Below are 24266 nucleotides of genomic sequence, written 5' to 3'. Positions count from 1 at the left end.
TCTTATATTGTGAACTTCTTTCGGTAAGTCGATATATCCTGAGAATCGCTGATATAATTAGAGTTTCGCTGATATATCCTGAGAATCGCTGATATAATTAGAGTTTCGCTGATATATCCTGAAAATCGCTGATATAATTTTAAATTGCGCCAATATATCTAGAAAATCGCTCATATAATTTCATTCATAAATAGGGGATAAAAAATCACAGCTATACTTTGCCACACACTTGACTTTTAGCGCATCTAATTTATAATTAAAAACGGAATGAATTTTCATTCCTGGAAATTGAGGTGGAAAAATGGCTAAAAACAAACAAGAAGATATTTTTGATGCTGCAATACAACTTTTTGCAGAACGAGGTTATGATGGTACAACAATTCCCATGATTGCTGAAAAAGCAAAAGTAGGTGCAGGTACAATTTACCGTTATTTTGAAAATAAAGAAGCGCTTGTTAATTCTTTATTTACGAAAAGTGTTTTACAACTATCGGAATTAATAAAAAATGATTTCCCGGTCGACGCAAATATTCGTGAACAGTTTAGCCATACATACAACCGTTTATTTGAATTTGCGAGACAAAATGCAGATGCTTTTCTTTTTACAAATTCTCACTGTGATAGTTATTTTCTAGATGAACATAGTAATGAAATATTCGAGGACTTCATGGGTTTCTTCATGAACTTGATTGAAGATGGAATCGAAAAAGGTTTGCTTCGTCCATTACCACCAATTGCTTTAATTATTATTGTATATCAACCAATAGAAAAATTAATTAAAGTAATGGAAACAGGGCAGTTAGAATATACAGATGAATTGGTAAAGGAATTGGAAGAAAGTTGTTGGAATGCTATTAGAATCATTTGATTCTATAGCGTTATAAGGACAGGAATGAACATTCATTCCGAAAAAAGGTATGAAAAAGAATAACAGGAGATAATAAATCTTTATAACCGAAGGAATGAATATTCATTCCGATTTACCTAGTTTAATAAAGTTAATTAATAATTTAATAGAATGATAGGAATGAACGTTCATTCCGAAAATTGTTTTCAAAAGAGTAGAAATGAATATTCATTCCACATGTGAATTTCATATTGGGAGATGATTCAAATGAGCAAGTTAAAAAGTTGGAGAAGTTTATCTTTTCTATTATGGATAGTTATTACTATTACAATGGTCGTAACGATGCCTAATATGGATCAATTAGTGAAAGAAAAAGGGAAAATTACAATCCCTAATACAAAGCAAAGCAGTATTGCTGACAAGATGATGAAAGAGATGGATAAAGAAGGGGTTGAAAAGTATGAAATTATAGCCGTTTTTAATAGTGGCAATAAGGCAGCTTTAACAGATGAACAAAAAAAGGAAATAACAAAAACAATCAACGCCCTGCAAAATGAAAAAGAGCAATTAGGAATTAAGGAAGTTGTTTCACATTTAGACAATAAAGACTTGGAGAAACAATTAGTTTCTAAAGATAATACGACTATTTTAACGCAAATATCGATAGATAAAAAACATGGTGAAATATCAAAAGTTTCAAATAATCTTCATGAAAAAGTGCAAACGAAAGGGGTAAAAACGTATTTAACAGGAAGTGACTTAATAGCGGGTGATTTTCTTAAATCCTCTCAAGAGGGAGTGAAAAAGACAGAAGTTATTTCAATCATTTTCATTCTTGTAGTATTAATCCTCGTATTCCGTTCACCAGTTGTTCCAATTGTTTCTCTTCTTACAGTTGGTATATCGTATTTAGTTTCAATGGGGATTATTGCCCAGCTTGTAGATCAATTTAATTTTCCATTCTCAAACTTTACACAAGTGTTCGTAGTCGTCGTCCTGTTTGGGGTAGGAACAGATTATAACATTTTATTATATACGAGGTTTAAAGAAGAATTAAGTAAACAAGAAAATGCATTTTTAGCTACGAAAGAAACATTCAAATCAGCAGGTAAAACTGTATTATATAGCGGAATAGCGGTGCTAATTGGTTTTGCATCACTTGCGTTAGCAAGTTTTAAATTATATCAATCTACTTCAGCGGTAGCAATTGGTGTTTTAGTATTATTACTCGTATTAACGACTTTAAATCCATTTTTTATGGTGCTTTTAGGAAAAGGAATGTTTTATCCAGTTAAAACATTTAAAGGTCATGAGGATAGTCGCTTATGGGGATTCTTTGCGAAAAACTCAGTAGCAAGGCCATTTGTCGCTTTAATCATCGTATTCGTAATATCGATTCCTTTCGTATTAAAATACTCTAATACACTTAATTACAATGATTTATTTGAAGTGGATAATAAGTATGAATCAAAGATGGGTATTAACGTAATAGAAGATCATTTTCCGCCTGGTTTCTCTTCACCGAGTACATTAGTCATTCAATCTGATAAAAAGCTGGATGAAGGAACTTCTCTACAAATTTTAGATGAATTAACTGATAAAATTTCGAAAGTTAAAGGTGTGTCAGAAGTATATGCACCAACACGTCCAACTGGTGAGAAGATAAAAGAATTATATTTAAATAAGCAAGCGGGAGAATTGAATACAGGATTAGGAGATGCCGATGGTGGCATAAAGGAAATTAATGATGGATTAACGGATGCGAAAAATAAAATGGGAAGTAATGATTCAAATAGTCTTGCGAATGTTCAAAAATTAATTGATGGAACGAACGAGGCGAAAAACGGGGTATCAGCATTAGGAACAGCTTTACATCAATTATCAAATGGCATAAACGACGGTGTACAAGGAGCACAGCAAATTGAGAGTGGTTTAGCTTCAGTAAACGAAAATATAAATGTTCTATCTAATGCAACGTCGCAGCTGCATGCTGGTTATGCACAGTTAGAAAAAGGTTTAAACTCTTACGATCAATACTTCGGAAGTATTTCTCAAGCGATTGATGGTGCGAAAAAGGGATATGAACAAATTGAAATGTTAATGACCAATTTCGTTCAAACGAAACCGGAATTAGCGAATGATCCAAACATACAACAAACGATAGGAATTGCTAAAGAGGCTCAAAAGAAATTAAGCGTACTTTCAAATGAATTAAATCAATTAGCAACGCAGCACAAAACGGCGATGAGTTCATTTAAAGAAGCGAATCAATCGTTACTGAAAGTGGATAACGGCTTAAAAGAAATGAGCAATGGAGTTAATAAGTTACAAAAGGGAGCAGCCGATCTTAAAAATGGATTAAATGAAGGTTCTTCAGGTTTAAAACAAATTGCAAATAAATCAGTTGAGTTACAATCTGGATTAACGAAAATAAACGATGGGCAAGGACAACTTTTAACGGGCCTTAAAGACCTGCAAGAAAAGATGGGGCAATTACAATCTGGTTTATCTAAAAGTACAGAAGGGCTTGGAAAAGTAAGTAATGGCCTGCATGACGCACAGAAATATTTAGAGGAGCTCAATGAATCGAAGAGCTCTGAGAAGTTTTATATTCCAAAAGAAGTGCTAGAGGGAGAAGATTTCCAAAAAGCATTGAACACGTACATGTCACAGGATAGAAAAATTGCTAAAATGACTATCATTTTAGATGTAAATCCGTATTCAAAAGAAGCGATGCCAATTATTCAAGAAATCAATAAAACAATCGATGGCACTGTAAAGGGAACGGAATTACATGATGCGAAAACAGCAATTGGCGGAACAACAGCTAGAAACGTTGATTTAAAAGAAGTAACAGGGCAAGATTTCTTACGTACAGCTACGATTATGTTGATTGGCATTGCGATTGTATTAATCGTAATTACACGCTCATTACTAAACACAATATTTATTATTGGCTCATTACTATTGGCGTACTTTGCATCACTCGGTATAAGTGAACAAATTAGTGCACATGTATTACATGTAGAGTCATTAAGCTGGAATGTTCCATTCTTTAGCTTCATTATGATTGTCGCTTTAGGAGTGGATTATAGTATTTTCGTAATGATGCGCTATAACGAGATAGAAGGGGATTCGGTAACGAAAATTGTAACTGCATCTCGTCATATAGGAGGAGTTGTATTATCAGCTGCGCTAATTTTAGGCGGGACATTTGCAGCATTAATTCCATCAGGTGTATTAACACTTATACAAGTTGCGTCAGTAGTTGGTGTTGCACTTCTTCTATTAGCTTTAATTGTGATGCCGATATTATTACCGGCGTTAATAGGGTTAACGAGTAAAATGAAGAGTTACAAAGAGAAAATAATAAATACGAAATAAGAAGAGACTGTAGGGAATGATTTCTCTACAGTTTTTTCGGTATATAATATTTCAGATGAAAATGAATCCGATATATTACAGAATGAGCAGTGAAAGGTTATATGAGAAAGAGGTCGATGATATACATACAATAGCTAGGGGAATGGACAAAAACTATCCGATTTCATTGTAGAAAGGTAATCAACCGTTGCTATTCATCCAGCTTCTACTATATAATAGCTATAGTCTACAATAATTGAGTCGTAATATGCGATTTTTTAAGACAATCGGTGAGAAAACGCTGAAATAAGCGGTATTAGTAGGAGGACACAAATGATTACAGTAAGTAACGTTAGTTTGCGTTTCGCGGATCGCAAATTATTTGAAGATGTTAACATAAAATTCACGCCAGGTAACTGCTACGGTTTAATCGGAGCAAACGGTGCTGGTAAATCTACATTCCTAAAGATTTTATCTGGAGAAATTGAACCATCAACAGGTGACATACATATTACGCCAGGTGAGCGTCTAGCAGTATTAAAACAGAACCACTTCGAATATGAAGAGTTCCCAGTATTAGAAACAGTAATTATGGGTCACACGCAACTTTACAAAGTAATGCAAGAGAAAAATGCTATTTACATGAAAGAAGACTTTAGTGATGAAGATGGAATGCGCGCTGCTGAACTTGAAGGTGAGTTCGCTGAGCTTAACGGTTGGGAAGCTGAGTCAGAAGCTGCAATTCTTCTTAAAGGTTTAGGTATTGGTGAAGACCTTCATGATAAGAAATTGTCAGAATTAACTGGGGCAGAGAAAGTAAAAGTATTACTTGCTCAAGCTTTATTCGGTCAACCTGACATTCTATTATTAGATGAGCCTACCAACCACTTGGACTTAAAAGCGATTCAATGGTTAGAAAACTTCTTAATGAACTTTGAAAACACAGTTATCGTAGTATCCCATGACCGTCACTTCTTAAATAAAGTATGTACGCACATGGCTGACCTTGATTTCGGTAAAATTCAACTTTATGTTGGTAACTATGACTTCTGGTATGAGTCAAGCCAATTAGCTTTAAAATTAACACAAGATGCTAATAAGAAAAAAGAAGAGAAAGTAAAAGAGTTACAAAACTTCATTGCACGCTTTAGTTCAAATGCTTCTAAAGCGAAACAAGCAACTTCTCGTAAAAAATTATTAGACAAAATTACATTAGATGATATTAGACCGTCATCACGTCGTTACCCATTCGTTGGCTTCACACCTGAGCGTGAAGTAGGAAATGACTTATTAACTGTTGAAGGTCTTTCTAAAACAATTGATGGTGAAAAAGTGTTAGATAATGTGTACTTCACTTTAAATAAAGGTGATAAAGTTGCATTTATCGGCCGTAACGATATTGCGATGACAACATTATTTAAAATTCTTATGGGTGAAATGGAGCCGGATAGCGGTTCATTCAAATGGGGTGTTACAACCTCTCAATCTTACTTCCCAAGAGATAACTCTAAGTACTTTGAGAACAGTGATTACAACTTAGTTGAATGGTTACGTCAATTCTCTCCACAAGATGAGTCTGAAAGCTTCTTACGTGGTTTCTTAGGCCGTATGTTATTCTCAGGTGAAGAAGTTAAGAAGAACGTTTCTGTATTATCTGGAGGCGAAAAAGTTCGTTGTATGTTATCTAAAATGATGTTAAGTGGTGCGAACGTAATCACACTTGACGATCCAACGAACCACTTAGACCTTGAGTCAATTACAGCATTAAACAACGGTTTAATTGCATTCAAAGGTACAATCTTATTCACATCTCATGACCATCAGTTCGTGCAAACAATTGCAAACCGCATTATCGAAGTAACACCAAACGGTGTAATCGATAAAGAGGCTACTTATGATGAGTTCTTAGAAAATGAGGAACTTCAAAAACAAGTAGATGCAATGTACAAAGGTCAATAATATATAATGAAAAAACTCGCTCTTTTTAGAGCGAGTTTTTTTGTCGAGAAAATGTAACATCGCTGGTCGGTCAAATGAATAATTATTCAAATATAATATTAATGAACAGGAGAATTCTTTCATGTATGGAAGGGATGTAATGACTTTAAGATTTAAAGAGTTAGTTGAAGAAGGGAAATGTAAGTGGAGTAATATAATCAAATCGTATTATTTTGTCATGTGAAATATGTACCAAATTTGGAGATAGAATAGTTTGCGAATGAGTTTATAAAGGTATATAGTATGGGGTGTCATAATTAGTGGATGAATCTTGGGAGAAAACAGGAAATGTTACAAATTTATTTTGTTAAATAGAAACCAAGGTCAAAATGTCTAGAAAGAAATAGTTGAATAAATACTAGCTTCAAATTATAATTACTAATATTCTTCATATAGTTAAATAAAGATAATCTATTTGAAGAAGAAAATTTGAATAGAGAGACAGACTTATAAAAAAATAAGCCTTGGATGATCAAAAGAGGTGGAGAAATGAAACAGTTCTTATTAAAGAGCAAAAGTGTGTTAAGCAATCATTTTGGATTCTTTCTGTTTGCCGTTATTTTATTGTGGCTCAAAACATATGCAGCTTATGTAACAGAATTCAATTTAGGAATTTCAAACACAATCCAAAAATTCTTGCTGTTTTTTAACCCGCTTAGTTCAGCAGTTCTATTTTTAGGACTAGCATTATTTGCAAAAGGGAAACGATCTTATATTTGGTTAATTATCATTAATTTGTTATTGTCGATTCTTTTATACGCAAACGTAGTATACTATCGCTTTTTCAGTGACTTTATTACGTTCCCGACATTAACACAAACGAATAACTTTGGAGATTTAGGTGGTAGTATTCTTGCATTGCTACATCTTTATGATCCATTATACTTCTTAGACACGATTATATTAATTGTGTTAGTCGCAACAAAATTTGCAAATCCAAAACCAATTCGTGTTGCGAAGCATAAATTATCTCTAGTATTTGTAGCAGGTATTTTATTATTCAGTGTTAACTTAGGTCTTGCAGAGTCTGACCGTCCTGAATTATTAACAAGAACGTTTGACCGTAATTATATTGTGAAATATTTAGGTGCATACAACTACACAATTTATGATGGAATTCAAAGTGCGAAAGCATCGACAGAACGAGCATTAGCTGATGGTGATAATATGACAGAAGTACGAAATTATTTAACATCAACTTATGCAAGTCCAAATCCTGAGTATTTCGGTAAAGGAAAGGGAATGAACGTAATTTACATTCATTTAGAGTCATTCCAAAACTTCTTAATTGATTACAAATTAAATGGTCAAGAAGTTACACCGTTCTTAAACTCATTTACAAAAGATGCGAATACACTTTATTTTGATAACTTCTTCCATCAAACAGGACAAGGGAAAACATCTGATGCGGAGTTTATGTTAGAGAATTCAATGTTTGGTTTACCGCAAGGTTCTGTCTTTACAACGAAATCTCATAATACGTATCAATCAGCACCAGCTATTTTAGGACAACAAGGATACACATCAGCAGTATTCCACGGTAACTACAAAACATTCTGGAACCGTGATGATATTTATAAATCATTTGGTTTTAATAAATTCTTTGATGCGTCATACTACGATATGAATGAAAAAGACGTAGTAAACTACGGATTAAAAGATAAACCGTTCTTTAATGAATCTATTCCATTATTACAAACATTGAAACAACCGTTCTATACGAAGTTTATTACGTTATCAAACCATTTCCCTTATCCAATCGATAAGGCAGAAGCAACGATTGAACCAGCAACAACAGGTGATTCATCAGTAGATACGTACTTCCAAACAGCACGCTATTTAGACGAATCTGTAAAAGGCTTCATCGATTACTTGAAACAATCTGGTTTATATGATAACTCAATTATTGTTATGTACGGAGACCATTACGGCATTTCAGATAATCATAACGCAGCAATGTCAAAAGTAATGGGTAAAGAAATGAACTCATTTGAAAATGCACAGTTACAACGTGTACCATTAATCGTTCGTGTACCAGGAGTGAAAGGTGGCGTACAACATCAATATGGTGGTGAAATTGACGTTCTTCCAACGCTATTACACTTACTAGGTACAGATACAAAGAATTATGTTCAATTCGGTTCTGATTTATTATCACCAGATCATAAACAAGTCGTTGCGTTCCGTAACGGTAACTACGTAAGCCCAACAGTTACTGCACTAAACGGCAAATACTATGATACAACTACTGGAAAACCTGTAGAATTTACAGATGAAATAAAGAAAAATGAACAAATGGTTCAAAACTCACTAAAATACTCTGACCAAGTCGTAAATGGTGACTTATTACGATTCTACACACCGGAAGGATTCACTCCAGTAGATCGTTCGAAGTATAACTATAACAACCGTGATAAAAACAAAACAAAGGTAAAAACGACTCCGGAAGGGGAAGCTAAATAATAAAAGGCGCTATTCATATGAATAGCGCCTTTTATTTGTAAATATACCATCATTATGAGACAGAACCAGCTGTTGCTTTTTGTTTTGCCTTTCCGAAGAAAACTACACCGACGATGATAATAATGATAAATGCCCATTTAACGAAAGGGTTACTTTCGAAAAATCCAGCGAACCACTTCTCATCTACAATCATTTTCGCGGCAGTATAAGCTAAAACGGCTGCTCCGATCGTAATGATGACAGGAAAACGATCCACCCATTTTAAAATTAATGTACTGCCCCATACGACTACTGGAATAGACACTAATAGTCCGATGATTACTAAAGAAAAGTTACCATGGGCAGCTCCTGCAACAGCGAGTACATTATCAATGCCCATTAACGCATCAGCAATAATAATGGTTTTAATAGCAGACCAAAATCCTTCTTCGGCTTTAATATCATGATTTTTGCCCTCAGCGATCAGCTTGTAAGCGATCCAAATAAGAAGTACACCACCAATTAGGAGTAATCCAGGTATTTTTAATAACCAAACGACAACTAAGGTAGCGAGGGCCCTAATAGCGATTGCTCCAATGGTTCCCCAAATGATAACTTTCTTTTGTTGGTCTTTCGGTAATCTTCTTGCTGCTAATCCAATTACAATGGCGTTATCTCCGGCTAACACTAAATCGATTACAATAATGGCAAGCAAGGCAGACAAATATTCAGATGAAAGAAAATCCATATACATATCACTCCTTAAGAGTAATATGTGCTAAAGTGTTGATAATATAAAAAAAGGATTGAAATTGTATATTCAATCCTTTTTTGACTGTATTCTGATATATATGTTTTTATTTTGAATAAGTCGCTTTTGTAGTTTTTTACTTATCGCGTTTCTTTCTTAAATTGATTCCAAGCTTCTTCAGTTTGCACTATAAATACGATTATATAACATCTACTTATTTAAACTAGGTTAAAGATAGCATGTGATATTTCAAAGTTAAATTTATTTGATAAAAGGAAAGGGACGTATACTATTGATATGGTGCAAGCGTGTATAGGTTTTCTCTATAAGGAAATTCTAAAAACGATAAAAAAGACTTGATAACCTACTAGAGGGAATCAAGTCTTTTCATTACATACGATTATCATGCCAGAAGTTTAATGGGAAGTGTTCGTTCTCATTATACGCTTCTAATTCATATCCTTTTTCTTTCAGTCCTTTAATAATTCCAGGTACTGCTTTTACTGATTGTGGATGAATATCATGCATAAGGATAACTTCTGTTGGATTTGTAGAATGAGCTAGAACGTTTTCTACAATTTTAGCAGATGCAGCATCAACTTGCATTTTGTTATATTTCCAGTCTAAAGAATCAATTGTCCAATCCCAAACTTTTAAGCCATTTTCTACAACTTTGTTGCGAAGAGCTTCGTTTAATCCTGGCATAGAGCCGTAAGATGGACGAGTTAATACTGGTGATTTACCTAAAACACCAGCGATTAAGCCTTGGTCTTCCTTCATTTCATCTACGTAATGACCTTCAGTGTAAAGTTTCTTGTAGTTATGAGTCATACTGTGCATCCCAACGTAGTGGCCTTCAGCATCTTCGCGTTTTACAAGATCAGGGAAAGCTTTTACGTTTGAACCAATTAGGAAGAATGTTGCTTTTGCATTTTCTTTCTTTAACATATCTAAAAGCTCAGCTGTGTATTTTCCAGGACCGTCATCAAATGTTAAATAAGCGACTTTTCTAACTTGCCCGTTATAATGTTTTGGAGCTTCTTTCGGAGCAAGAGATGTTTGAATCTCACTTACAAGTTGAACAGATTTTGCTTCATCCTCTGTACTAGCTAGAGCAGTATGTACTGATCCAAAAGCCACTTCGTATGTGAATAATACCCCCGCACAAACTAACATAGCCCTTTTTACTAAAGTTGTCATTCGAATTCCATTGTGCATAATTTTCCTTCTCTCTATAAAAGTTCTACTCTACTATATTAGCAATTATAGGTAGGGAAATGCAAAAAAACTTTTTTACAAGTGTAAAAAAGTTTACTCAAAAGTATGCAAGATTTTATATCAATTGCAGTTTTGAAAAATAGAATGAATTTAAACTTTATTATTTAAACTTTCAATCACCAAATCATACTTTCGTATCACTTCGTTTTCGTTCCAATTATTGATTCGAATATTTTTGATTTTTATTAAAATATTGATAAAGAAACAATTACATGAAAAAAGGAGCGGGAATATGAATAATTATATTTGCACTACATGTGGAGTACAGTATCCCGAAAATGAATAAGCACCTTCTCGCTGTAAAATTTGTAATGAGGAAAGGCCATATGTTAATCAAATTGGGCAGTCATGGATAACATTAGAAACAATGCAAAATAGCAAATTATACTAAAGTCCTATTGTTTATTAACTAATAGGTCTTTCAACTTAGGAAGCTCACACTAATGAGGGATGTTAAAGGGAATATATGTAACTTATACTAATTACTATAAAGCTTTGAAAAATGAAAAGGAGGAGATTTGCATGAAGAATTGGGTTCGATTTAGAATTGCAAGACCAACAGATAAATTTGAAGAAGTGATCAGTTTTTATGAAACAGGATTAGGACTAAAACGTATAGGGGAATTTCAAAATCACGAAGGATATGACGGGGTTATGTTTGGATTACCAGATGAAGAGTATCATTTGGAGTTTACTACACATGTTAATGGAAGTCCATGTCCGGCACCGACAAAAGATAATTTACTAGTTTTTTATATGCCTAATAAAGATGAAATTGAAAAGATAGTGAATCGATTAAGTAATATGGGCTATCATGAGGTGGAACCAGAAAACCCGTATTGGATAGAGAAAGGAACCACAATAGAGGATCCAGATGGTTGGAGAATTGTGCTTATGAATGCATCTGAATAAGGAAACTATTTTCATATGAAATAGAGTGTAACAAAATGATTTAGACATAAATCCCTACAGCTTTTGTAGGGATTTTTATATAAGAAGATTTAGTTAAGAGAGTTATTAAATTGTAGAAAGTATTTTGGTTAAGAATAAATGTAATCAATATCATTTATGCAGGAGGTATAGAAGTATGACATTAAAACATTTGTATGAGTTTTCTAAAAATGTCGGGAATACACCTCTCATTAAATTAGAATGCGAAGAAACGAAGAACCTTTCTATCTATGCTAAATGTGAATGGCATAACCCTACAGGATCAATTAAGGATAGGGCAGCACTTGGAATGATTAATAAATATTTACAAGAAGCGGACGAAAAACAAAATATTTTATTCTACGGAAAATTGTTACCATCAAAAAACTGTACATGTTAAACATACAGTTTTTTGATGGTGTAGCTGTGCGATGTTTAGAAATTTCACATACCGTACTTTCAAAATAAATATAGGAAAACCAAAAAGTAATGTAGAATATATCGTACATACATATATACAGTCAACATAAAAGATAAAGAGGTGGGTATATGTTACTTGAGGAAGTAATGCGGCAACTAGAGGAATATGGAACAGAACAAAATCGAAAAACGTATAAAAACCACGGAGCGAAAGAGCCGTTATTTGGAGTTAGTTTTGCGAATTTAAAATTGTTAAAAAAGAAGATAAAAAAAGATCACGATTTAGCAGTTGGATTGTGGGAAACGAACAATATGGACGCAATGACATTAGCAACTTATATTTTAGATCCGAAAAAAATAGCGACAGAACAGCTTAATAGTTGGATTCAGAATGTTGATTATTACTGTTTAATGGATGTTCTTATGAAATCTATATGTACTTCGCCAATTGCAATAGAAAGAATGGAAGAGTGGACAAAGTCTAATGATGAATGGATTGGAAGAGCTGGCTGGTCTTTATTAGCAAATATAGCGATTAAAAATAAAACGTTACATGATGATTTCTTCTCTCCGTACTTAGAAGAGATTAAAGAAAATATACATAATGAAAAAAATAGAAAAAAAGAAGCGATGAATAGTGCTTTAATCGCAATAGGAATTCGTAATGAAGACTTAGAGCGACAAGCGATTGAAATTGCACGTGAAATTGGAAAAGTAGAGGTTGATCACGGTGCAACATCATGTAAAACACCAGATGCAGAAAGCTATATAAAAAAAGCGAGAGAAAGAGCTGAAAAAAAGAAAGTGAAATAAGAAAAGAGGATCGGTTATGAAAGCAATTGACGCAGCACAAAACATAATTACATCACAATTTCCGAATTGTGATGTAGCTTTACTCGGCGGAAGCGTTGCACGGGGAGAAGCGACAAAAACATCTGACCTTGATATTGTAATAGTTGACCAAAGTTTAACTTCTTGCTATAGGGAATCTTTCTATAGTAATGGATGGCCTGTTGAGGTGTTTGTTCATAATTTTGGAACATATAAAACCTTTTTCAAAATGGATTGTGATCGAGGGAGACCGTCGTTACCACAATTAGTTTCGGAAGGGATTGCATTAAAAGGGGAAAAGGAAATTGTTGAGAAATTAAAAAAAGAAGCGAATGATTTACTACATAAAGGACCAGCTAAATGGACCGAAGAAACGATTAAGCAGAAGCGATATTTTATTACGGATACTTTAGATGACTTTATTGGTGCAACAAAAAGAGAAGAAGAATTGTTTATCGCTAATTTATTAGCGGATTTAGTACATGAATATGTATTAAGAGTAAATGGTAAGTGGCTTGGGAGTTCAAAATGGTTTATTAGAGTGCTAAGAAGATATGATGAGCAATATGCAAACAAATTTGTAGCCGCTTTTGATCATTTTTATAAAACGGGAGAGAAAAATGAATTAATTCATTTTATAGAAAAGACGTTAGAACAGTATGGTGGAAGAGTGTTCGAAGGATTTTCTATTGGTAAATAAAAAGGGGCGAGAAAAATGAATGTACCATATGTTCAATTAAGAGAATTGACACTAGATGATGTAGAAGATCGCTATCAATGGTCATTAGATAGAGATGTAACAAACCATTTAGTTGTACCAGATCAATATCCTCCGTTCACTCGTGGAGATACGAGAAACTGGATTGAAGCTTGTATAAGCCGAAAAAATGGTTATGAACAAAGGGCAATCGTTACTGAGGCAGGTATACATATTGGATGGGTAGACCTTAAAAATTTTGATAAAACAAATAAAAATGCTGAACTAGGAATTGCGATTGGAAATAAAGACTATTGGGGTAAAGGATTTGGAATGGCAGCTCTAAACAGCATGTTACAAATAGGTTTTTCTCAGTTTGAATTGGAGAAAATTTGGTTACGTGTAGATGAAGATAATACAAAAGCTAAAAAGAGTTATGAAAGTGCCGGATTTGTATGCGAAGGGTTAATGAGAAATGATCGATTAAGACAGGGGAAGTTCATTCATCGCAATCGTTACAGTATATTAAAAGAAGAGTATGAATCAAAAAAAGTAGCCTATAAAAATATTATGTAAATTAAAAAGGGGAAGATAAAATGATTCGATTACTTACAAAAGCGGATGCAAAACAATATTGGGAGTTACGTTTACAAGCATTACAAGTAAATCCAGAAGCATTTATAACGACTTATGAAGAAGCAGTACGTCAAGAAAATCCTCTTGAACGAGTTGCTAGTAATCTTTCATCCAATAGTAGTTTTACATTTGGTGCTTTTAATAATGAAAATCGTTTAGTTGGGGTTGTTACTTTATTAACAGAAGAAAAAGACGCATATAAGCATAAAGGACATATCGTTGCAATGTATGTAGATACTGAAAATCGAAGAAGTGGTCTTGCACGTGATTTAATACGTAAAGCAATTGAAAGCGCAAAAGAGATGAAGCTAGAGCAATTGAATTTAGGGGTTGTGTCAACGAACGAACCAGCCAAACGATTATATGAATCAATGGGATTTAAAACATACGGAATTGAAAAAAGGGCTATAAAAATGAATGGTGTGTATAGTGATGATGAACATATGGTGTTGTTCTTTTAAGAGAGGAAGTTTTGTATGAAAGATCTCTATTTAGAAAGAAATATGGACCCTCAAGTAGCGATTTTGTATGCGACGGTTGCTGATACGTTTAATAGATTGCAAAGGTTAGTCGAAGGTACTGAAGAGAACGAACTATCCTATAAAGGGTCTGAAAATAATGAAAATAGTATTGGGCAGTTACTTCAGCATTTAGCAGTTGTTGATTTACATTGGGTGTATCGTTTCAAGGGAGAAGATGTTCCGCCAGCATTTGAAAATAAATATGGTCCTATGTTAAATGAAGTAGGAGAATTACCAAGTTTAAGAAAAAACACATTGCAAGAGTTAATGCAAGATTATGAAGCAGTGCAAAAATTGTTTTATGAAGAATGTATGACACTAACAGAAACTGATTTAATGCGGGAAGTTTTGTATGAAAAAGACGAAACTGCGACAATAAGATGGGGAATATGGCATATAGCAGATCATAATCGGTATCATCAAGCTCATATCAGTCGTTTGAGGAAATTATACAGAGAATATAAACTACATATTCTTTAATTTTTGAATGAACGAACGCCCCTAAATAATAATTAAAGGAGGCGTTTGTTTTTATTCGTTCGCTTTTCTTCCCAAGCTATCATTAAATTTTTATGATAATCTTTTGGTTTCTCAATAGAAAACCAGTAAATTGAATGTGCAATAGTTGGTAGCCATCTTTTATAGCGGGTCGAGATTAAAGTAGATTTTGACCCTTGAAAATTTTGATATGTAATGGCCTCGATTTCATACCAATGCACTTTATTCCCATGTAAATCTACTACAATTCCTTCATCATCCCAAAGTGAAATGTAAGTTTGTATGTAGATTTTTCATCGCGTATACTAAAATATATGTCATAGAGATTAAAAATTAAATACAAGGGGTTTTACAATGAAAGCAATTGTTATAGGGATATTGGCATCCTTTTTCTTTGCCTTTACTTTTGTTTTAAACAGGGCAATGGACTTAGAAGGTGGAAGCTGGATTTGGAGTGCATCATTACGGTATTATTTTATGGTTCCAATGCTATTACTTATTGTTATGTATAGAGGGAACTTAAAGCAACTCTTTCAATATATGAAAAACAATCCGAAAGAATGGTTAGTGTGGAGTATCGTTGGATTTGGTCTCTTTTATGCACCACTTAGTTTTGCTGGAGCGTTCGGACCAGGTTGGCTTGTTGCATCAACATGGCAAATTACAATCGTTGCAGGGATTTTGTTAACACCATTTTTTGCGGTGGATCCACTACATAAAAAACTTCCGATGAAGGAATTAGTTATGTCGGGCATTATTTTATTCGGTGTTGTTCTTATGCAAGTAGAACATGCTTCTTCATTAGGTATTCGTGAAACCGTTTTATGTGTAGTTCCTGTACTTATTGCAGCATTTGCGTATCCTCTTGGAAATAGAAAAATGATGCAAGTTTGTAAAGGGGAATTAGATGTATTTCAGCGAGTACTCGGTATGACTTTATCAAGCTTACCATTTTGGTTTTTATTATCTGGTTACCAAGTATCAACTGGCGGATTACCGTCAAGTAGCCAAGTTCTTCAATGTTTTATTGTAGCAGTTAGCTCTGGGTTAATCGCGACAGTATTATTTTTCTTTGCAACAGATCTTGTGAAAGATGATCTGCAAAAATTAGCAACAGTGGAAGCGACGCAGTCTGGTGAAGTTTTATTTGCGCTAGTAGGAGAGCTGATCTGGTTATCTGCACCAATTCCGTCATCATTATCTTGGATTGGTATGAGTCTCGTTATTATTGGAATGATACTTCATAGTTATGTGGCTGTCGTTGTAAAAAAAGAAGAAAAAATAACGGCGTAATGAGATTAGCTCTTTTTATTAAGAGCTAGTTTTTTTCATAGAAAGGGATGAAAGTATGAATATACATCGCGTTGAACAAATTGAAAAAGATTCAATATTAAATGTGCTACAATATGCCGTCGGTCCAAATGATATAAGCTTAAAGAAGGCAGTAATATTTTATCAAAGTAATAAAGGGACTTTGTACAAATATGAAGAAAAAGCTTGTCTAGGTATTGAAATAATCGGAGAAACTAAAGCACGAATATGTCATATAGCAGTGGCTCCAGATTATCGTCAAAAAGGAATTGCACTACAAATGATTAAAGAGATTGTAAGAGTATACCAATTGACTTATATAGAAGCGGAGACAGACGATGGGGCGGTAGAATTTTATAAAAGAATTGGTTTTCAAGTTAAAAGTTTAGGAGAAAAATATCCAGGGATAGAAAGATTTCATTGTTACATGGAAAAATAGCATGAAAATATATAATTGTACATATTGAATATAGTTTGAAAAAAATAATAATTTCATTATATAATATAGGTATCTGGAAAAATATAGATAAAAGAAGATAGGTGTATAACACGTGAGAATGGAGAAAAGTAAGTTTATAAAAATAGCTACTTCAATAGGGGTGTCATCTTTTTTATTAACAGGTTGTGGTGATTATGAAGAAGAAACTGCTCAGCAAGAAAGTACAGCTGTTAAAACAGATGGTGCAAAACAAAGAAATGAACAAGAAACATTAAATTGTGATGATAAAGCCCCAACCAATGAAAATGTAGAGATAGATGCGTTATGCAAGGAAAATAATCCGTCATTTTCATCTTATCATGAAAACTCTCATTTACCGATACTTCCATTTGTAGCAGGATATTTATTAGCGAGTAGAACTTCAAATATGAATTATACAGCAAAACCAAATTTAATGAAGAAACCGTATGCAAATAATGTTATTCCATATCGTGAAAAAGATGAGCGTAGAACAGGTGGCGGTAGTAGCGGTGGTTATTCTGGTGGTTCTAACGGTAATAATAATATTTCCAATAAAGTAGATTTAAATAAACAGCAGCCAAATCCATCCAATAAAGTAACACCAGATACAAATACGCCAAAATCATCTACTACGCAAACACCGAAAGTAAACTCTGGTTCAAGTGGAATTGGAAACGCAAAAGCGCCAGTAGGATCCTAAAACGAAAGGGTAATGGAGTAATGTATACAGAACGAGAGCAAGAAGAGTATATGAAAGTATGGTTTTCACTTGCAGAAGAGGCTAGTAGGAATGGTTTCACTTGGCCTAGTCTGTTAGAGAATGAAGAATGGAATCAATATATGGCAACAGGGATGTATCGCATGCCAGCAAAAACTTATACTGCTATCTCAAAAGCGACAGAAGAAATCATGTATGTGTTATATAGAACGTATCAATATATTGTAAATACGACAAAAGATTTTCAAAAACTTGGATTCCCAGCTGAAGCGTGGGAAATGGCGAGAATGAAACATAATGGTTTATTTTCATATTTTACAAGGTTTGATTTTATCGTAAATGGTGACGATATAAAATTAATAGAAGTAAATTGTGATACGCCAACAGGCTATTTAGAACCGTCTGTCGCAAATGAAGTGTTATGCCGTTATCATGATGTAAATCACCCAAACCATATAGAAGAGCATATTGTGCAGGCATGGGAACAAATTAAACATGACTATCATATAGGCCCTGAAGAGACGATATATTTTACTAGTTATGATTGGCACGATGAAGATAGTCAAACGGTTCAGTTTTTAAGAACGTATTGCTTAAATCAGTCAACGGACTATGTAGGAATACAAGACATTGTCGTTGCGGAAGATGGTATATATACGCCAAGTGGAGAAAAAATAAAATATTTATATAGACTGTATCCAATAGAGTATTTAGTAACGGACGTTGATAAGAATGGAAAAAGGATTGGTTTACAATTTTTAGATCATATTGCGCAAGAAAGAGTGAAAATTATTAATCCGCCAGCCGCGTTTGTTATGCAAAACAAAAGTGTACTCGCACTAATTTGGAAGCTTTATGAAGAAAGTGTTTTCTTTACAGAAGAAGAGCAAGACATTATTTATAAATACTTTCTACCAACATATTTTTCAAATAAGCGATTTCTAGAAAGACATGAATCATACGTTTCAAAACCTGTATTCGGTCGTGAAGGTGGCGGAGTATCTATATACGAAAATGATGAATTATTAGCTGAAGATAAAACAGAGTATTACTTTGAACAAAGGAAGATATACCAGCAATACATAGAAATGCCTGACTATACCATTGATACATGGGATGGTCCATATACTGGTAAACTATTAATTGGCTCTCACTGTATAAGTGGAAGAGCAGCAGGCTTATTTTTACGTGTAGGTGAGAAAATAACGGGAAACTTATCAATGTTTACTGGGGTTACAATTGAAGGATAAAATAAACAAAGAGCTCATCATTTGTGATGAGCTCTTTCGTCTATGTATAAAACAGCTTTTTATGATGGGGATGTAAAATCTTCACTTTCTTTTTGTTTTTTAAATCTTAATATTAGAATTTGAATATTTTTTTGTGTAATAATATTACTATTTTTTATAGATGTGAAAAATGATTAAGTTAAAAATTAAGAAAAATATGATAATATATTTATATAAAAGTTTAAATTTACGTAGCTAGTGGGGGAACCAATATGAAAATGAATGAAATAGTAGCAAGTACACAATTTCCAAATACAATCGAAACAATAACAAAAGATTTAAAAGCATTAGGAGTCGAAAAAGGAATGACAATTATCGTTCATTCATCACTAAGTTCTATCGGATGGATATCTGGTGGTGCGGTTGCTGTAGTAGAAGCATTAATGAAAGTTGTTACGGAAGAAGGAACGATAATAATGCCAACGCAATCTTCGGATTTGTCCGATCCGAAACATTGGTCAAGACCACCTGTACCGGAAGACTGGTGGCAAATTATCCGAGATAACGTCCCAGCATTTGATTCACGTATAACCCCAACAAGGGGAATGGGTGAAATAGTTGAATGTTTTCGTACATATCCGAATGTAGTACGTAGTAATCATCCGTTAGGAAGTTTTGCTGCATGGGGAAAACATGCAGTAGAAATAACAATGAACCATTCGTTATCAATGAGCTTTGGAGAAGAATCTCCATTAAGAAAAATATATGATTTAGACGGGTACGTATTATTAATTGGTGTTGGATATGATTCTAATACATCTGTTCATTTATCCGAGGTGCGTTCTGGTGCATGTGAGTTAATACAAGTAGGAGCACCTATTATAGAAAACGGTGAAAGAGTGTGGAAAGAGTTTTTTGAAATGGATTACGAATCTGAGAAGTTTGTAGAAATTGGTGTGGAGTTTGAGCGAAAAGGAACTGTAAAAAATGGGAAGATAGGGAATGCAACGTGTCGTCTAATGAAACAGCGTGATATAGTTGACTTTGGAACAGAATGGTTTCGTAAGAAAAATTAGTAAGGGATGGTTACAATGAAGGGGAAAAAGGTATTAATTACGAGCGGTGGTTGTCTAGAAAAATGGGATCAAGTACGCGGGCATACGAATATGGCCAAAGGTACAATCGGAAGGATAATCGCAGAAGAACTTCTAGCTAAAGGGGCACATGTTATATATTTACACGGTTATTTTGCGGAGAAACCAAGTGATGTACATAGAGGGTTAGAATTACATCCATTTGAAGGAATCGTTGATTTACAAGATAAAATGAAAAGTATCATATCACATGAAAAGATTGATGCAGTCATTATGGCAGCGGCTGGATCAGATTGGATTGTGGAGAAAATTTGTGATCAAGATGGTAATGTTCTTAATATGAACGGAAAAATTTCAAGTGATATAGCACCGATTATTCACTTTCAAAAGGCTCCAAAAGTATTAAAACAAATAAAAGAATGGGACCCAGAAACAGTACTTGTTGGTTTTAAACTTGAAAGTGATTTAAATGAAGAAGAACTGTTTGAAAGAGCAAAAAATAGAATGAAAGAAGCAAGGGCGAATGTAATGATTGCGAATTCACCACATTCTTTATATTCGCGCGGAGCTGTACATTATGTAATTGGACAGGATGGTAAAGGGAAGTTGTGTAATGGGAAAGATGAAACAGCGAAAGAAATTGTCAAAAGCTTAGAGTTATTATGTAATCGTGTCACTGCTTTTTAAAATTAAGTTTTTAGATGAGAATGAATCCGCATAGTAATAAGTAAGCGAAACTTTAATTGGTGGGAATTTTACTTTTACACGAATGTGAAGCGTATACCAATCAAGAGCTATACACAGAATAATTGGTGAGGAGTGGATTCTATGGAACATTTATTAAAGCAAGCTATTAAACTTAGAAACGAAAAGAAATATGCGCAGTCTAAAGAGATGCTTATAGGATTAACAAACTTTACAAAGGATGCAGAAGTACTGTATCAGTGTGCGTGGATACATGATGTAATGGGGCTAGAAACAGAAGCAGTTCCGTATTATGAGCAGGCAATCGCAAATGGACTTGATGGCGAATCGCTTTGCGGTGCTTATATTGGTTTAGGAAGTACATATCGTTGTATAGGTGAATATGAAAAGGCAATTACAGTATTAGAAGCTGGGGTGAAAAAATTCCCAGAGAACGCTCCGATGAAAGTATTTTTATCATTAGCAAAATATAACGTAAACGATCACGAATCAGCGATGAAATTATTACTTGAAACTGTCGTGAAAGTAGAGGAAGTAAAAGAATTTGAACGTGCCATTTCATTTTATAAAGACCATTTAAATGAGGTTTTTAAATAAAGGAGTGAACGTATGAAGGCTACACTATCACGAAGGCGAAAAGGTATTTGGATTGGACTCGTCTCTTTAATTATGCTATCAAACTATTTATTGTATGCCCTTCCAATTGTACCAGTTGCGCCGAAAGAAGTTGTGCTTGGGTCATTATTAGATTGCATGTTTGTCATTCCAATCATCACGTATTTCTTCATTATTCGAAAAAGATACTCGTTAACGTATATAGTTCCTGTTGTAATAGCTGGTTATATTTTTGCAAGATTTATTATTCCAAGTGACTATTTACAAGCTTTTTCATTCATCTCTTATATTATTGTTGCGGCTGAAATTGCATTTGTAGGTCTAGAATTATTCCTTCTCTATAAAATTGTTAGAGTGCTTCCTAAAATAATAAAAAAATATAAAGAATATAGAAGAGAAAATTATTCCTTTTCTTATGCAATTGATGCAGCGTTTGACGCTACTATGAAAAGAAGTAAGTTAGTAGATGTCATTCTAACAGAGTGTAAGTTAATCTATTATGCGTTTTTATCGTGGCGTGAAAAAGTACCAACAGGTAAATCTGTATACTCATATCATAAAAAGACTGGTGCTATAGGTGTGTATATCATGATTATTCATGCAACAATAATTGAAAGCATTGGTTTTCATTATTTACTACATCAGTGGAATCCAGTAATAGCATGGATTTTACTTATTTTAAATGTATACGCGATGATTTATTTTATAGCTGAAATACAAGCGATGCGCAAAAATCCCCTTGTCGTAACAGAAGAACAAGTAATCATTCAAATCGGATTAGGAAAGAAAATTGTTATGCCATTTACACAAATTGATAGTATTGCGTTCTACAAGGGGGAATTGCTAACGGCAAAAGAAGGGAAACAGGTATTGGATGCAACTGTTATGGAGTTCATAAAAGAACCTGCTACTTTTGAAATAACATTAAAAGAGCCAGTGAAAGCGCAGTTGTTATACGGCTTTTCTAAAACAGTAAGTCGTGTTTACTTGAATGTTGATGAAGAACGAAAATTTTATGATGCGGTTAAGGAAAAGTTAAAACATGAGTAATAGTGCTGTTAGTTACATAATAAAAACTCTTTCTAAATAAGAAGGAGTTTTTATTATGTACTTGTATAAATCATTATATAAAAAACTATACACTTCTTTATCGCTATATAAATGGATATAATTGAGGATAGAACTAGCATAAGGGGAAACAAAATAATGAATAAGTTACTTACATCGAAAATTGAAATTATAGAAAGAAAAATCCAGTATAACTCAACAATAGTAGATCACAATTGCTTATTACTTGAAAAGCAATCACAAAGTATCGTTTTATTTCACGAGGTGCAGTATTCATTTACAATGACTGCAAATGATACTAAGTTAACAATCCCAAAAGGAAGTTATACAATCGCATATTACTGGAAAGATCGTCCGTACAATTTATACGTATGGAGAGATATAAAAGGAAAGTATTTAGGTTCCTATTTTAATATCGTAAAAAACACACAAATAAAAGATGAAGTGGTTTCCTTTGAAGATTTAATCATCGATATTATGGTACTTCCAAATGGAGAATACTTCATATTGGATGAAGATGAATTACCAGAACCATTAGGGAATTTCGAAGGTGGTTATGTAAGGAAAGCTCTTTATGGATTAAAAGAAATCATTCAAAAAGAGCTGCCACCAATAGTTTTGGAGACAGCCAGGGTGCAGAGGAAATAAAATTTAATTACATAAATATTTTGAATGGGAATGAGTAGTCTCAAGTTATATGATCTAACTTTTTTAATAAATCTAAGGTTAGTAGCATATTTCTTGAAATTACTCTTTTTTTGTAGAAATTTCGTCGCTTAGATATTAAATCCCATCAAATGCATTTAGCGTGTGAGTTTTCTTATTGGTTACAGTGGATTAAAGATCAGAAAAAATAGTAAGTAAACGATATCGTTTAAATAAATAAAAGTAAAATGTTCAAACAAATCATATGTATGTTTTAATAAAACCTAGTTGACTTATCGGAAATATTTGTATAATATGTACTTAATTCCATAACGTATTGCTGATTGGAGAAACCAAAGGCATTTTATCAACAGATAAAATGCCTTTGGTTTTTTATTGCACAAATACTGAATCTGTTCATTTATATGAATCATTTTAAGGAGGGGAAGAAATGACTGTTTCAATTGATGGGGTATCAAAATATTTTTTGAAACAAACTGGTACGGTTCAAGTGCTAGAGAATATTAATTTTCAATTAGAGAAAGGGGATTTTGTTACAGTAATTGGTTCGAGTGGGTGCGGAAAAAGTACATTACTAAAAATTGTTGCAGGTCTAGATAATGATTTTGAAGGTGAAGTTGTTATTGACGGGGAGCCTATCCTAAAAACGAGCAAGAAACAAGGTTTTATTTTTCAAGAACATAGGCTTTTTCCATGGTTAACAGTTGAAGAAAATATAGCGGCAGATTTATCGTTAAAAGATAAGTATGTGAAAGATAAGGTAAGAGAATGGGTTGAAATCGTTCGGTTAGATGGTTTTGAAAAATCGTATCCGAAAGAAATTTCAGGCGGGATGTCACAACGTGTTGCGATAGCGAGAGCGTTATTAAGAGATCCAAATGTATTATTACTTGATGAACCTTTTGGAGCGCTGGATGCTTTTACTCGAAGTCATTTACAAGAAGTATTGCTAAATATTTGGGAGCATAAGAAAACAACAATGATATTCGTTACACATGATATAGACGAAGCGATATATCTTTCAAACCGAATCATCATTATGAGTGCAAAACCAGGGAAAATACATAAAGTGATTGAAAATAATTTGCCTTATCCGCGGAATAAAACTTCTCAATCGTTCCAACAACTTCGAACGAAAGTATTACAGCAGTTTGAATATGGAGGGTTGATTCAAACAAGTATATAGGA

22 protein-coding genes and 1 pseudogene are annotated in these 24266 nt (G+C 33.6%); 21 read left to right on the top strand and 2 right to left on the bottom strand.

What is annotated here, in order from left to right; translation table 11 throughout:
• Positions 1-301 precede the first annotated feature (301 nt).
• The 4 genes from EBQ15_RS07305 to ltaS all read left to right on the top strand — a co-directional run bounded on the left by EBQ15_RS07305 (position 302) and on the right by ltaS (position 8671).
• Positions 302-868: a TetR/AcrR family transcriptional regulator gene (locus EBQ15_RS07305; protein ID WP_001107290.1), complete on the top strand. Its 567-nt coding sequence runs from the start codon at positions 302-304 to the stop codon at positions 866-868.
• A gap of 246 nt (positions 869-1114) precedes the next feature.
• A complete protein-coding gene (locus tag EBQ15_RS07300; RefSeq protein ID WP_000040301.1) occupies positions 1115-4231 on the top strand; it encodes an MMPL family transporter in 3117 nt (1038 codons plus the stop codon).
• 312 nt (positions 4232-4543) lie between these two features.
• On the top strand, positions 4544-6169 hold the full coding sequence (locus EBQ15_RS07295) for an ABC-F family ATP-binding cassette domain-containing protein (protein ID WP_000633864.1): 1626 nt from the start codon (positions 4544-4546) through the stop codon (positions 6167-6169).
• 528 nt (positions 6170-6697) lie between these two features.
• Positions 6698-8671: a lipoteichoic acid synthase gene (ltaS, locus tag EBQ15_RS07290; protein ID WP_000808770.1), complete on the top strand. Its 1974-nt coding sequence runs from the start codon at positions 6698-6700 to the stop codon at positions 8669-8671.
• Between the two features lie 52 nt (positions 8672-8723).
• Here ltaS and EBQ15_RS07285 read toward each other — a convergent pair whose 3' ends face one another.
• Positions 8724-9398 carry a TerC family protein gene (locus tag EBQ15_RS07285; RefSeq protein ID WP_000346955.1) on the bottom strand — a complete coding sequence of 225 codons (675 nt, stop codon included), beginning with the start codon at positions 9396-9398 and terminating at the stop codon, positions 8724-8726.
• Positions 9399-9791: 393 nt separating this feature from the next.
• The gene (locus tag EBQ15_RS07280) at positions 9792-10619 is read right to left on the bottom strand and encodes a peptidoglycan-N-acetylglucosamine deacetylase (RefSeq protein ID WP_000551451.1); all 828 of its coding nucleotides are present in this window, start codon (positions 10617-10619) and stop codon (positions 9792-9794) included.
• Between the two features lie 582 nt (positions 10620-11201).
• Between EBQ15_RS07280 and EBQ15_RS07270 the strand changes: the two genes are divergently transcribed.
• The 17 genes and pseudogenes from EBQ15_RS07270 (at position 11202) to EBQ15_RS07185 (ending at position 24264) form a co-directional block, all read left to right on the top strand.
• Positions 11202-11591 carry a VOC family protein gene (locus EBQ15_RS07270; RefSeq protein ID WP_000800682.1) on the top strand — a complete coding sequence of 130 codons (390 nt, stop codon included), beginning with the start codon at positions 11202-11204 and terminating at the stop codon, positions 11589-11591.
• Positions 11592-11766: 175 nt separating this feature from the next.
• A pseudogene (locus EBQ15_RS07265) lies at positions 11767-12006 on the top strand (pyridoxal-phosphate dependent enzyme); the annotation flags it as partial.
• A gap of 152 nt (positions 12007-12158) precedes the next feature.
• The gene (locus tag EBQ15_RS07260; protein WP_000923473.1) at positions 12159-12842 is read left to right on the top strand and encodes a DNA alkylation repair protein; all 684 of its coding nucleotides are present in this window, start codon (positions 12159-12161) and stop codon (positions 12840-12842) included.
• Positions 12843-12858: 16 nt separating this feature from the next.
• The gene (locus tag EBQ15_RS07255) at positions 12859-13560 is read left to right on the top strand and encodes a nucleotidyltransferase domain-containing protein (protein WP_000643685.1); all 702 of its coding nucleotides are present in this window, start codon (positions 12859-12861) and stop codon (positions 13558-13560) included.
• 15 nt (positions 13561-13575) lie between these two features.
• The gene (locus EBQ15_RS07250) at positions 13576-14133 is read left to right on the top strand and encodes a GNAT family N-acetyltransferase (RefSeq protein WP_001102503.1); all 558 of its coding nucleotides are present in this window, start codon (positions 13576-13578) and stop codon (positions 14131-14133) included.
• 20 nt (positions 14134-14153) lie between these two features.
• Positions 14154-14654 (top strand): GNAT family N-acetyltransferase, encoded by a 501-nt coding sequence (locus EBQ15_RS07245; protein WP_000620318.1) that lies wholly within the window; start codon positions 14154-14156, stop codon positions 14652-14654.
• A gap of 15 nt (positions 14655-14669) precedes the next feature.
• The gene (locus EBQ15_RS07240) at positions 14670-15194 is read left to right on the top strand and encodes a DinB family protein (protein WP_000654219.1); all 525 of its coding nucleotides are present in this window, start codon (positions 14670-14672) and stop codon (positions 15192-15194) included.
• A gap of 372 nt (positions 15195-15566) precedes the next feature.
• A complete protein-coding gene (locus tag EBQ15_RS07230; RefSeq protein WP_000644597.1) occupies positions 15567-16505 on the top strand; it encodes a DMT family transporter in 939 nt (312 codons plus the stop codon).
• A gap of 55 nt (positions 16506-16560) precedes the next feature.
• Complete coding sequence (locus tag EBQ15_RS07225; RefSeq protein ID WP_001020844.1) at positions 16561-16962, top strand: GNAT family N-acetyltransferase; 402 nt, start codon at positions 16561-16563, stop codon at positions 16960-16962.
• A 112-nt stretch (positions 16963-17074) separates the two neighbouring features.
• Positions 17075-17683, top strand: a complete 609-nt coding sequence (locus EBQ15_RS07220; protein ID WP_001242221.1) for a hypothetical protein — start codon at positions 17075-17077, stop codon at positions 17681-17683.
• A 20-nt stretch (positions 17684-17703) separates the two neighbouring features.
• A complete protein-coding gene (locus tag EBQ15_RS07215; RefSeq protein ID WP_000287885.1) occupies positions 17704-18951 on the top strand; it encodes a glutathionylspermidine synthase family protein in 1248 nt (415 codons plus the stop codon).
• A 251-nt stretch (positions 18952-19202) separates the two neighbouring features.
• On the top strand, positions 19203-20006 hold the full coding sequence (locus EBQ15_RS07210; protein WP_000783344.1) for an AAC(3) family N-acetyltransferase: 804 nt from the start codon (positions 19203-19205) through the stop codon (positions 20004-20006).
• A gap of 15 nt (positions 20007-20021) precedes the next feature.
• Positions 20022-20711, top strand: coding sequence for a phosphopantothenoylcysteine decarboxylase domain-containing protein (locus EBQ15_RS07205; RefSeq protein ID WP_000676724.1), 690 nt, complete (start codon positions 20022-20024; stop codon positions 20709-20711).
• A gap of 141 nt (positions 20712-20852) precedes the next feature.
• The gene (locus EBQ15_RS07200; protein ID WP_000400636.1) at positions 20853-21326 is read left to right on the top strand and encodes a tetratricopeptide repeat protein; all 474 of its coding nucleotides are present in this window, start codon (positions 20853-20855) and stop codon (positions 21324-21326) included.
• Between the two features lie 12 nt (positions 21327-21338).
• Entirely contained in the window at positions 21339-22394 is a 1056-nt protein-coding gene (locus EBQ15_RS07195) for a hypothetical protein (protein WP_000648430.1), read from the top strand.
• Positions 22395-22550: 156 nt separating this feature from the next.
• Entirely contained in the window at positions 22551-23060 is a 510-nt protein-coding gene (locus EBQ15_RS07190) for a ribonuclease FAU-1 family protein (RefSeq protein WP_001037870.1), read from the top strand.
• A 448-nt stretch (positions 23061-23508) separates the two neighbouring features.
• Positions 23509-24264 (top strand): ABC transporter ATP-binding protein, encoded by a 756-nt coding sequence (locus EBQ15_RS07185; protein WP_002000015.1) that lies wholly within the window; start codon positions 23509-23511, stop codon positions 24262-24264.
• Positions 24265-24266: the final 2 nt, after the last annotated feature.

Origin of the sequence: Bacillus sp. 2D03, assembly GCF_003946765.1 — a bacterium.
GTDB lineage: Bacteria > Bacillota > Bacilli > Bacillales > Bacillaceae_G > Bacillus_A > Bacillus_A cereus.
Note: the sequence above shows the minus strand (reverse complement) of the source record. Positions and strands in the feature narration are given on the sequence as shown.